This window comes from Nonlabens arenilitoris, from assembly GCF_002954765.1.
GTDB classification, from domain to species: domain Bacteria; phylum Bacteroidota; class Bacteroidia; order Flavobacteriales; family Flavobacteriaceae; genus Nonlabens; species Nonlabens arenilitoris.
Map to the genome: position 1 here is coordinate 341,613 of NZ_MTPW01000001.1, position 12,591 is coordinate 354,203.

10 protein-coding genes are annotated in these 12,591 nt (G+C 35.0%); 7 read left to right on the forward strand and 3 right to left on the reverse strand.

The genetic code is table 11. The features are described 5' to 3' along the window. Nucleotides 1–16: 16 nt before the first annotated feature. A complete protein-coding gene (locus BST92_RS01465) occupies nt 17–2,992 on the forward strand; it encodes a T9SS type A sorting domain-containing protein (protein ID WP_105069863.1) in 2,976 nt (991 codons plus the stop codon). Nucleotides 2,993–3,506: 514 nt separating this feature from the next. On the opposite strand, the gene typA is transcribed toward BST92_RS01465, so the two are convergent. Beyond that, on the reverse strand, nt 3,507–5,312 hold the full coding sequence (gene typA / locus BST92_RS01470; protein WP_105069864.1) for a translational GTPase TypA: 1,806 nt from the start codon (nt 5,310–5,312) through the stop codon (nt 3,507–3,509). A gap of 302 nt (nt 5,313–5,614) precedes the next feature. Between typA and BST92_RS01475 the strand changes: the two genes are divergently transcribed. Beyond that, complete coding sequence (locus BST92_RS01475) at nt 5,615–6,046, forward strand: FKBP-type peptidyl-prolyl cis-trans isomerase (RefSeq protein WP_105069865.1); 432 nt, start codon at nt 5,615–5,617, stop codon at nt 6,044–6,046. Between the two features lie 81 nt (nt 6,047–6,127). Here BST92_RS01475 and BST92_RS01480 read toward each other — a convergent pair whose 3' ends face one another. Beyond that, nucleotides 6,128–7,492, reverse strand: coding sequence for a peptide-N-glycosidase F-related protein (locus BST92_RS01480; protein ID WP_211292412.1), 1,365 nt, complete (start codon nt 7,490–7,492; stop codon nt 6,128–6,130). A gap of 191 nt (nt 7,493–7,683) precedes the next feature. On the opposite strand from BST92_RS01480, the gene ffh reads away from it, so the two are divergent. After that, nucleotides 7,684–9,012: a signal recognition particle protein gene (gene ffh, locus BST92_RS01485; RefSeq protein ID WP_105069866.1), complete on the forward strand. Its 1,329-nt coding sequence runs from the start codon at nt 7,684–7,686 to the stop codon at nt 9,010–9,012. A 176-nt stretch (nt 9,013–9,188) separates the two neighbouring features. Next, nucleotides 9,189–10,076 carry a bifunctional 5,10-methylenetetrahydrofolate dehydrogenase/5,10-methenyltetrahydrofolate cyclohydrolase gene (locus tag BST92_RS01490; RefSeq protein WP_105069867.1) on the forward strand — a complete coding sequence of 296 codons (888 nt, stop codon included), beginning with the start codon at nt 9,189–9,191 and terminating at the stop codon, nt 10,074–10,076. Between the two features lie 67 nt (nt 10,077–10,143). On the opposite strand, the gene BST92_RS01495 is transcribed toward BST92_RS01490, so the two are convergent. Beyond that, nucleotides 10,144–10,923 carry an outer membrane protein assembly factor BamD gene (locus BST92_RS01495; protein ID WP_105069868.1) on the reverse strand — a complete coding sequence of 260 codons (780 nt, stop codon included), beginning with the start codon at nt 10,921–10,923 and terminating at the stop codon, nt 10,144–10,146. A gap of 33 nt (nt 10,924–10,956) precedes the next feature. Between BST92_RS01495 and BST92_RS01500 the strand changes: the two genes are divergently transcribed. The 3 genes from BST92_RS01500 (at nt 10,957) to BST92_RS01510 (ending at nt 12,589) form a co-directional block, all read left to right on the forward strand. Continuing rightward, nucleotides 10,957–11,520 (forward strand): DUF2059 domain-containing protein, encoded by a 564-nt coding sequence (locus tag BST92_RS01500; protein ID WP_105069869.1) that lies wholly within the window; start codon nt 10,957–10,959, stop codon nt 11,518–11,520. After that, nucleotides 11,520–12,017: a YkgJ family cysteine cluster protein gene (locus BST92_RS01505; RefSeq protein WP_105069870.1), complete on the forward strand. Its 498-nt coding sequence runs from the start codon at nt 11,520–11,522 to the stop codon at nt 12,015–12,017. The genes BST92_RS01500 and BST92_RS01505 overlap by 1 nt, the downstream gene beginning before the upstream one ends. An 89-nt stretch (nt 12,018–12,106) precedes the next feature. Continuing rightward, complete coding sequence (locus BST92_RS01510) at nt 12,107–12,589, forward strand: TlpA disulfide reductase family protein (protein WP_105069871.1); 483 nt, start codon at nt 12,107–12,109, stop codon at nt 12,587–12,589. The last annotated feature ends 2 nt before the right edge of the window (nt 12,590–12,591 follow it).

A 12,591-nucleotide genomic window follows, 5' to 3' on the forward strand; every position in this document is an offset into this window, starting at 1 on the left:
AACCAATTCAATTATCATGAAAAAACTATATGCAATAGTACTCATACTATGTATGGGTAGCAGTGCGTTTTTAAATGCGCAAGAGTTAAATGAAAAAGAACGCTATCAGGCACAACTTAAAGTTGAGGAAAAGATAGCTGCATTTATTCAAGAAAACATGGATGACGTCGTGCCCGAAAAGCACCTTTATAATTACATTGAAAAGCTTAGAAATGCAGATGAGCATACCATAGAAGAACTAGCATCGATTCCCTTTAGTGAAATATTGACCATCTATAAAAAAGATTATTTACGCAGTCTCTATTTTGCAAATAATCCCAAAGCCTCCTCACTTTTTAAAGCCATCGCAGCACCTGTTTGTACTAACGGTGATTTTGAATCTGGAGTTTTTGATACTTCACTAGCTGGTGAAAGCGGTATCTATAATTTGGGAGAATGTGATGCAATACCTTTAATAGGTGCTTCAAATATCATTTTTAATCCAGAAGCTTTCGGTAATGCAAATCATTTTAATATTACTAATGTAGGCCTAGATCCCATTGTAGCTTATGGTGGTGGTTCTTTACAAATGGTAAATAATGGTAATCACGCTGTGCGTGTTAATGCACCATTAATTTGTAATACCAGTACCGGTAATCCCAATGGTGGTATTAATAAATTAATCAAGTCCATTACACTACAGGATGATGGCGTTCAAGAAATTAACTTTAGCTATGCCCTAGTCGCAGACTACCCTAATCATCCTAATGAAAATCCTTTTTTCATGGCTAGAGCATTAGACGCTAGTAATAATACACTAGACCGCTTTTGTATAGTCTCAAATCCAGACCCTTCAGTAAATCCCTTTATAAACAGCTTTGCAGACTATCCTGGCTGCGCTACTAATCAAGTAGTGTGGCAAGACTGGACTTGCGGTTCATTAACTGTTAATGGTAAGGCTGGTGATGTAATAACTTTAGAATTTATTGTTTCTGATTGTGGGCAAACTGCTCACTTTGGATATGCTTATATCGATGATATATGTGCCGTAAGTTGTAACGGTAATGGTCAAGGTTCTATTCAACTTACGCCCATGGACCCATGTCAGAGTACCCCATTGCAAGTATGTGGCACATATACATTGCCTAATCTTAATGGTACAACAGGATCTATTAATTCAATAGAACTAGACATACTACAAAATGGAACTGTAGTAAACACCTTAACAACATCGACTAATGGAGCAGGAATTTTTTGTTTCAATGTCAATAGCGCAGATATGATAGGACAATATGGTGGTTATGACTTTCAAGCAAATGTTATTTTTAATATTGGGTCAGGTACACAACCAGCGACAGATTCACAAACTAATCCAGGTCAAAACAATGATTATATTTTTGAAAATCCAGACTGTTGTCCGACTGATGCTTCTTTTAACGCTTTTATAGATACCAGTGGTTTACTAGCTATTTCAAGTTTTACAGACTATAGCGCGTTTATCCCTACGCATGAATGGTATGTGCTATCCAGTCCTAATAGTTCAGGTGGACCCTATACACCAGTTTATAGCATTCAAGATAATGGTCCAGCAACAATTAATTTAATAACTAACGCACAACCAGGCCTATATTATACTGTAATCCATATTTTGAAGTCTAACGATTGTGCTGACATTTGTGAAAGTAAAGTATTGTATTATAATAATGGAAGTAGACGTGGCGAAGAGTTGGATTATCGCTCTAATCAAGACTGTTGTCTTGCCTTGCAGTTTTGGGCAGACGGTCCAGGTCAAACTAGCAATCTATCGGGTGATTTTCAAGTAGGTGTTGATTTTAATGGAACCATAACTACTAATGTAATCAATCCATACAACGGCCATCCTGGTATCACTCATAGTTGGAAATTATATTCTAGCCCTAACGCTACTGGTGGCCCTTATACATTAGTAGATTCACAAACCGGTATTAACTACAGTTATAGCTCCATAAGCGATGGTGTTTATTATTTTGTGCTTCACAAAGTCCAAACTGATTGTGGAGAGGTATGTTTTGTTCAAGATATTTGTAGAAATTGTGCTAATCGTGGCAGTTCTAGTCTCGCAGGAGAAATAGATTGTGACTTTTTTGACACTACAACAGTTAATTGTACTGCCACAGAAAAACATGAATATAGTTGTAAAACTAACATGCTAGAATGGGCAGCTGTCCCAGGTGCATTAGGTTATGTAATTGAAGTAAATTATAATGATCCTGACTGTTGTCCTAGATCAACCATTTTACCGACTAGCCAGCGTTTTGAAGTAGGACCTAACACAACTACTCTTAACATTCCTATCAATAGATCTGGCTGTTTCAGCTATTCTATAGGAACTAGATGTGCAGACTCTAGATTACCTAAATGGACTACTAAAGAATGTGTATCATGTAATACAATCATTCAACCACTGTGTGCAGCACCTACTAGTACAAATTTTAATTGTGAAAGAGGTATTATCTCATGGACAGGCTCGCCGTCATTTAATGACTATGTGGTAGAATATACATATAACGACCCAGATTGTTGCCCGAGTAATCAAAGACCTATAACTAATAGAGTAAATGTTACAGGAACAAGTTTACAAATATTAATACCGACAACAGCTTATTGTATAAGTTATCGTGTAGGTACTATTTGTCCAGATATTAGAGAGCCTAGATGGACTGCTAAAACATGTCAAACTTGTCGTGGTGTAGGTATAAGTCCAAAAAACCGAAATCTAGGAACAACAGAAGTATTGCCTAATCCTAGTGATGGCCTGACATCCTTAAAATTTGAATCTGACATCAATAAACTACAAAAAATCATTATTTATAATCTAAATGGTAATGTCGTAGACACTATAGATATTCCCACTTATGAAGGTTCTATTTATAAAATGTTATGGGATAGTAGAAACATTCTAGAAAAAGGGATGTACCTCATCAGCTTTGAATCTTCAAAAACAAAAATAGTCGAGAAATTAATCATAAAATAAAGAAGACTTCATTTCAAGAAATGAATGGTTTCTGTATAGAAGGCAGTAGATTTTTAGCTGCCTTCTTTACGATTAAAACCAACAGTAATGAAGAAAAATAAAAAAATAAAAAAAGTGAATTTGTTGGGTAACAAAATTCACCCAAGAGGAACAGTACAATGAAACAACTATTGAATAGTGTTTGTTAAACATTTAAATAAGAATAATAAACCAGTCGTGGTCTTGCTAAAATTTAATTTTAAAAGACACTGTCTATCCCTATAAGCAGGACTGGTTATTATAACTAAATAGTAATGACTTGATGTATAACACATCATAAACATTACGGTTACAAATTAGAAGGTGGTGATTATTAGGTTCTACTATTAATTGGGGAGACCATTTTTTAAAAGAAGGCAGGAAATTTTTCCTGCCTTTTTTAATTTAACAAATAGATTAATAAAAAATATCCGCAAAAAAAAGCAGACTCAAATGAATCTGCTTTTTTAATATAATAAATCTTAATGCTATAAGTTTAAGAAAGCTCTTTAGCCTTACGCTTACGCTCATTCTCATCAAGATATATTTTACGTATCCTTAAGTAATTAGGCGTTACCTCTACATACTCGTCTTTTTGAATATATTCTAGTGCCTCTTCAAGAGTAAATTTAATCGGCGGTGCGATTTTTACCTTATCATCGTTACCTGCACTACGTACGTTAGAAAGTTTTTTAGTTTTAGTAAGGTTAATCGCTAGATCATCTGGTCTAGAGTTCTCACCTACTACCTGACCTCCATAAATTTCCTCACCTGGATGAATAAAGAACTTACCACGATCTTGTAACTTATCCATTGAATAAGGAATAGATGTACCTGTCTCCATAGATATCATAGATCCATTAATACGACCTGCTATTTCACCTTTATAAGGTTCAAAACCTACAAAACGGTGATTCATTATAGCCTCACCAGCAGTAGCGGTGATCAATTGATTACGTAATCCTATAATACCACGAGAAGGAATTTTAAATTCACAAACCATACGCTCACCTTTAGGTGCCATACTAGTCATTTCTCCTTTTCTTAAAGTAACCATTTCAACAGCCTTACCACTTACCGCTTCTGGTAAATCTATAGTAAGCTCTTCAATAGGCTCACATTTAACACCATCTATTTCTTTAATGATAACTTGTGGTTGTCCTATTTGTAACTCATAACCTTCACGACGCATCGTTTCAATTAAAACAGACAAGTGTAATACACCACGACCAAAAACCATAAACTTATCTGCACTACCAGTATCATGTACTTGTAAAGCAAGATTCTTTTCTAGTTCTTTAGTTAAACGATCGTTAATGTGACGAGAAGTCACAAACTTTCCATCTTTACCAAAGAAAGGAGAATCGTTAATAGTAAATAACATACTCATCGTAGGCTCATCAATTGCAATTGTTTCCATAGCCTCAGGATTTTCAAAATCTGCAACGCTGTCACCTATTTCAAAACCTTCTAAACCTACAATTGCACAAATATCACCAGCCATTACTTCTTGAGCTTTGGCTTTACCCATTCCATCAAAGACATAGACTTCTTTAACTTTAGTCTTTGTCATAGAGCCGTCACGTTTACAAAGAGTCACATTTTGACCTTCTTTTATAGAACCTCTTTTAATACGTCCTATCGCAATACGACCAGTGTAGTTAGAGAAATCTAATGAAGTAATTAATAATTGAGTCGTTCCTTCTTCAACTTTTGGAGCAGGAACATGCTCAATAACCATATCTAATAATGGCTCTATATTAGTTGTTTCATTTTGCCAGTCATCAGACATCCAGTTATTTTTTGCACTACCATATACGGTAGGAAAATCTAGCTGCCATTCTTCTGCACCTAATTCAAACATTAAGTCAAAAACAGATTCATGCACCTCATCAGGTGTACAGTTTTCTTTATCTACTTTATTGACAACTACACATGGCTTAAGACCTAGGTCTATCGCTTTTTGTAGTACAAAACGAGTCTGTGGCATAGGACCTTCAAATGCATCTACTAAAAGTAGAACACCATCTGCCATGTTTAATACACGTTCTACCTCACCACCAAAATCGGCGTGACCAGGTGTATCAATGATATTAATTTTAGTCCCTTTATACATAACTGAAACGTTCTTTGCAAGGATTGTAATCCCACGTTCACGTTCAATGTCATTGTTATCAAGGATTAATTCTCCTGTCGTCTCGTTCTCACGGAAAATCTCACAGTGGTGTAAAATCTTGTCTACTAACGTAGTCTTACCGTGGTCTACGTGAGCAATAATCGCAATGTTTCTAATGTCTTTCATAAAAATAACGCTTGTTAGCGGCTGCAAAAATAGGCTTATTTATTGGTTTTTAGCGCTTTATTGAAATATTTGCACAGCTTCTTTCAATTACTTGATTTTCAATAGCCTTAAATCTAATTGATATTTCGCTTTCGCGAAAGCGAATCATTAAACCATAACCGTTTATTAGTTCATGCATCTGATAAATATATTTTAGCCTCAATCGTTAAGTCTTTCTTAATCATTGGGAATAAAGTGACGTTTCATTTTGTTAGGTATTTGTAAATCATACCTTTGCCGCTGATAGAAAAATATCAATTTTTATGAGTCAAGTTAAAGCAAATGACACTGTAAAGGTGCATTACACAGGTAAATTAAAAGCAACAGGACAGGTCTTTGATACATCTGCAGACAGAGAGCCATTAGAAGCTCAACTAGGTCAAGGAATGTTGATCCCAGGTTTTGAGAACGGTCTAATAGACATGAAGGTAAATGAAAAGAAAACTATTGAAATCCCTAAGGAAGAGGCTTATGGTGAAGTAATGGAAGAACTTTTTCATAAAGTAGATAGAGCCCAATTACCACAAGAAGTACAACCTGAAGTAGGAATGGGATTGATCTCTCAAAACCCTGATGGAACAGAAAGACAATTGCGCGTTGCAGATGTTCAGGAAGACCACATCGTCGTTGATGCTAACCATCCACTAGCTGGTCAGGACCTTGTGTTTGAACTAGAAGTAATAGGAATCAATTAAGAATTCTTCAACCATATACGAAAAAGCCTGTCGATGTATTAACAGGCTTTTTTATTTTTATCGCTTTTCAACTTATATAATTTAATCTATTACCACCGCACGTGATATAGGCGTATCACTTTTCACAACAACAAATGTTGATATCGGGTAAAAAGAATTATCTGTAGTCGTATTAGTCCAGTTTTCAAAACCATATTCAAAGGTAAAAGTCGTACCTGCCATACTGGATGTAAATGAGTCTATTCTTGTAGGCACTTCCATTCCCGGACACCATCCAGCTCGATCTGGAGTCCAGTTTCCTGGTGCTTGATTGCTAACTGGATTAGAAGCACATCCCAGAGGACCCAAATTATGCTGAAACATATTTGCGCCATTGATACTCACACTATGCGTTCTATAGCACCATTCAGCACAAGTACGACCATCTGGATCACCAGATGCTGCTTGTCCCCATCCAGATATTATAGTACGCAAATGTGTATTCTGGGCATTTGAAGGAATATTAATCGAACGTGTAAGATCAAAGGTATGTGCGACACCATATGGCACACCTGCTTGTGAGCCATTATCATAATTTAGAACTCTAGTGATACCATAATATTGATAATCTGGTGTTCCTTCTATATAATCAAAGTCTACACTGACCTCATAACCTTTTGCATTCCAGCATTCAGTTCTTATTCTCAATTCTACATTCCCGGTTAGAATTGATTTAAAATCAGTGACATCAAATTCAAATCCTCTAGGTAACTGACTGTTATCATTCCAGTATGGTGTTATAAATCTAGCCATTTCATAACGCTCACCAGATACAGGATCTGTGACCTTTACGTTTGCATAAACATCCCACTCATCACATCCTCCTGATGGACATGTTAATTTAACATACATTTTTATAGCCTCTATATTACTTAGATCATTATGAAGATTGAAAGATTGTACTGATGTTTGATTAAATCCACCACCAAAAGCGACTCTAGTTCTATTAAAGGTTAGATAGTTATGTATAACTGGTGTACCTGATCCATTAAGTGCTATTACGATATCGTTTGCTATGTCGGTATTTTGAATAACGATATTTTCTTGAAACGTATTTATTGCATCTGGAATGAATCTAACAAAAATCAAACTTGAAGTAGATATAACTGGCAAATTAAGTTGTGTAGAAAATGTAGAACCATCAACCGATAATTCAAATGGACTAGTCGTTGTAAGATTGATGTCACTGCTTAAATTTGCATGGCTTAAAGTAAAGGACTTCAATTGTGAATTTTGACCTACTTGAGTATCTTCAAAAGACAGACTACTCAAAGATGCCGTTAATGATGGCATATTCCCAGAACCATTAGAGCCTGAATCGTCGTTTTCTTCAGAACTACATTGTAAAAAGATTACAGCAATTATCAAAACACTAAAATATTTAGTTGCTTTAAGAAATTTATTCATCTTGTAACGTTTTTGTTTAGTGCAATTTAAAATAAAAGTCCGTTCATTATATAAATCAACTCATACACTTTAATATTGCAGGAAAGAGGTTAGTATATAGGATAGAGTATTGAGAACAAAAGCTGTTTAATAACTTGAACTTAAAGCCTCTAAATGGTATCTTTGCAATCTTCAAAAAATGAGTCAAGAATATGTTTGATAATTTAACTGACAAACTCGATAAAGCCATGCACGTCCTTAAAGGACATGGAAGCATTACCGAAGTAAACGTTGCAGATACTCTTAAAGAAATACGTCGCGCCCTAGTGGATGCAGATGTTAACTATAAAATCGCTAAAGAATTTACCTCACGTGCAAAAGAAAAAGCACTAGGTCAAGGCGTATTAACAACTCTTAAACCAGGTCAACTTCTTACAAAAATTGTAAAAGATGAACTTACAGAGTTAATGGGTGGCGATGTAACGGGATTAAACTTAACTGGTAATCCTACCGTTATTTTAATGTCTGGATTACAAGGTTCTGGTAAAACAACATTTTCAGGTAAACTAGCAAACTTTTTAAAATCTAAAAAGAGTAAAAGACCTCTTTTAGTGGCTTGTGACATATATCGTCCAGCAGCTATTGATCAGTTGCATGTGGTAGGAGAAAGTGTAGGCGTTGAAGTATATTCTAATCGTGATGAAAAGGATCCTGTAAAAATTTCGCAAGATGCTATTTTACATGCAAAACAAAATGGCTTTAATGTTGTTATTATAGATACCGCAGGTCGTCTTGCTGTTGATGAACAAATGATGACTGAGATTGCAAATGTGCACGCTGCAGTTAAACCTCAAGAAACACTTTTTGTAGTTGACTCTATGACAGGTCAGGATGCGGTTAATACAGCCAAAGCATTTAATGAACGATTAAACTTTGATGGTGTTATACTTACTAAATTAGATGGTGATACACGTGGTGGTGCAGCATTATCTATTAAATCTGTTGTTGATAAGCCTATTAAATTTATAGGTACTGGTGAGAAGATGGAAGCAATTGATGTTTTCTATCCTTCACGTATGGCAGATCGTATTCTGGGAATGGGTGATGTTGTTTCTCTTGTAGAGCGCGCTCAAGAACAGTTTGATGAAGAGCAAGCTCGCAAATTGAGTAAAAAAATTGCCAAAAATCAATTTGGCTTTGATGATTTTCTATCTCAAATACAGCAAATTAAAAAAATGGGTAACATGAAGGACCTTATGGGAATGATTCCTGGTGCCGGAAAAATGCTTAAAGATGTAGATATTGATGATGATGCATTCAAAGGTATTGAAGCAATTATTCATTCTATGACTATAGAAGAAAGAACACGTCCACAAGTGATTAACGGCTCTCGTAAAAAAAGAATCGCAAAAGGTAGTGGTACAACAGTTACTGAAGTGAACCAACTTTTAAAGCAATTTGATCAAATGAGTAAGATGATGAAAATGATGCAAGGTGGAAAAGGTAAAGCCATGATGAATGCCTTAGGAAAAATGAGGTAGATCTACATCAATTACTTAAACATTAAAATCCTGAGTTCGCCTCAGGATTTTTTTTTACTTTTTTTAAGTACGCAATCCTTATCGTTAACAAGTAGATAATAAGTGTATCCATATAAATTTTAAAATTTGATGCATTTGAGTGAATTTTACAGCAACATTAACCTTCACACACAACTATGATTATTCTCGACGGAAAAAAAACCAGTAACGACATCAAGAACGAAATCACAGAAATCGTTCAAGAAATGAAAAACAACGGTGAGAAAGTACCTCATCTAGCCGCAGTAATTGTAGGAAATGATGGAGCTAGTCTTACATATGTAGGATCTAAAGTACGCGCTTGTGAACGTGTTGGTTTTGAAAGTACTATGGTACGTATGCCTAATACGACTAGTGAAACTGAATTATTAAAAGAGATTGAAAAACTAAATAATAATCCAGACGTAGATGGATTTATTGTTCAACTGCCACTTCCTAAACAAATCGATACACAAAAGGTATTAATGGCTGTTGACCCAGATAAAGATGTAGACGGCTTCCACCCTACTAACTTTGGTAGAATGGCATTAGACATGAGTACATTTATACCAGCCACTCCTTTTGGTATACTAGAATTATTAGATCGTTATAATGTAGATACACAAGGTAAACATACTGTTGTGATAGGACGCTCTCACATAGTAGGAAGACCGATGAGTATACTTATGGGAAGAAAAGGTTTCCCTGGCAACTCCACCGTTACATTAACACACAGTCACACCAAAAACATCACACAAATAACCTCTCAAGCAGACATTATCATTACAGCACTAGGTGTCCCTGGATTTTTAAAAGCAGAAATGGTTAAAGATGATGCGGTAATCATTGATGTAGGTATCACACGTGTGCCAGATGAATCTCGCGAGCGAGGATATTATATTACAGGTGACGTAGATTATGAAAACGTAGCAAAAAAAGCTAGTCACATTACTCCAGTACCTGGTGGTGTAGGCCCTATGACTATTGCCATGTTGCTTAAAAATACATTGTTAGCTAGAGAAAGACATAGAGCTGCTAATAGATAATATATTCTATAAAAAAAGTCCTACTTCAGTTAAGTAGGACTTTTTTTAAAATCATTATTACTTAAAATTATTTACCGCCATTTGCTTGCAAATCTGCAATACATTGAGCGTCTAATTGCGCTATACCTGACCCCATTATATTCATCATGTTTAATGGATTAAACGTTTCTAACTGTGCATTCATTAAACAACCATCAACATTACAATGTGCACTGTTTGTATCATCCTCATGATCTGATTGTAAGGCAGTGCCTATGTTAACTAATCCCATTATATGTGCAAACTCATGCTCATAGACAGCTGTTTCAACATTTACTCTACTAGGCTGGTTTAAACCACCACTCAATTCTTCAATAGTTTTTTGAAACATGACCAGCGATGTATTTCTATAAGCTGTTCCTAAAATAACACTATTACCAGAATCATTTTCATTAGAATCGTCTGTAAACAGTACAAATATGGCAAGAGTATCATCAACACTAAACTGAGTTCTAATGTTATCTTCTAATTGACGTACTTCTGTAATAGAATAAGTACCTAATGCTTGTGCTGGAATTTCCCTTTCTATGATTGAAATCCCACCAGGTTTATGCAGTCTATCATTTAAAAAAGACAGTAAGTTGTTAAGTGATGCCTGTTCAGGTTTAAAACCATCAACATAAATTGCTTCAATAATGATTTTTGAAAACCTAGAATCACTAAGCAACTCATTTGCGCTTGCACCAGTATTGAGAGTATAAGAAAGCTCATCGCTATTTACACCATTATCTTGATCTTTGTCTGAACTACATGCATTTAAACTGGTAATAATAATTAAAAGGCATAATAATTGAAATATCTTTCTCATATCTTATATTTTCACACAAAATAAATTTAAAAAATGAAACAATCTATTAAACTGTTCCTAACACTTGTTATTTTTTCCGCTTTCGCGAAAGCGCAATCTGGAGAATCTTACCAATCCTTAATGATGAAGTACTTTGAAGTGAGCGGTATAGACACAGAGTATAATGCTGCCTATGATGGTATGATGCAAATGTTTAAAGATGCATATCAAACACAAGATGTGCCGGCATCTGTATGGCAAAAGTACGATTCAAATAAAACAGCATCTGTAGCAAAATTAAAAGGCATTTTAGCTAGTGAGTATCGTAGTATTTTTGATGATAAACAAGACCTTATTAACCTTATTAATTTCTACACATCTAGCGCTGGTAAGCAATTAAAGTCTGACCCTAATGCCATGAGTGAAGATGATAAAAAAGCTTATGAAGCTTTTAGAGTATCTAATACAGGTACAAAACTTTTTGGCCGTATGGATCGTATCAATAAAGCAAAAGAAACAGCTAGTATTTACTGGTCAAGAGAGCTTTTTTGTCAAGTAACCGGTGAATTAAAAGAACTAGGTTACACCAGCTCTATGCCTATGGGAAGCTGTAACTAATGGAAGAGTTTTTAAAATCTTTACCTCAACTTGCGGCCCAGAAAAAAAAAGAAAACCAGGTCTATTTTAAAAAGCTCAAAAAAAAGGCTCCTAAAAATTTAGATGGTCTCATGCAAGATTTACATGACGAGACCTTTGAAGAAGTAGATTGTTTGAGCTGCGCAAATTGTTGTAAGACGACTGGACCATTGTTCACCCATAAAGATATTGATAGAATAGCAAAGCATTTCAGAATGAAACCCAGCGATTTTATTGATCAATTTTTACGCATAGATGAAGATAAAGACTATGTATTACAAAAGGTTCCATGTCATTTTCTAGGAGCAGATAATTATTGTTCTATCTATGACGTACGCCCTAAAGCTTGTAGAGAATACCCACATACAGACCGGCGTAAAATCTATCAGATAGGTAATCTTACCGTTAAGAATACCTTTATATGTCCCGCGACATTTAAAATTGTCGAAAAAATGAAAGCCTCAATTCCTATGAATTGAGGCTTTTTAATTGGCACAATTTAACAAGTAAATGCTAATCATCGTTAAAATAAATACAGAATTCATTGAGCTTATATATATTTGAATCAATGAAAAAGTATATCCCTTTTATTCTCATGCTTATCGTGGTAGCATGTAGTAAACCTAAACCTCAAAAAGCTGAGGTGATAGGCTTAGAAGATATTGCATCTTTAACAGGTAATTATCCTGATAAGATACAAGTAATTAATTTTTGGGCAACGTGGTGCAAGCCTTGTGTGGATGAATTACCTGCTTTTGAAAAACTAAAAGCCACTTATGGAGATAAAATAGAAGTTATTTTAATATCCCTAGATGATGTAGAAAATTTAGAATCTAAAGTCAATCCATTCCTAGAAAAGCACAACATACAATCCCAAGTAAGATTACTAGATTATCCATACGCGGCAGAATATATACCTATGATAGATCCGCATTGGGATGGAGCTATACCTGTAACATTAATTAAATATAAAAGAGAGCACAAATTCTTTAATCAAAGTTTTGAATTTAAAGAATTAGATTTTGAAGTTTCTGCTCTTTTAGAAGAATAATA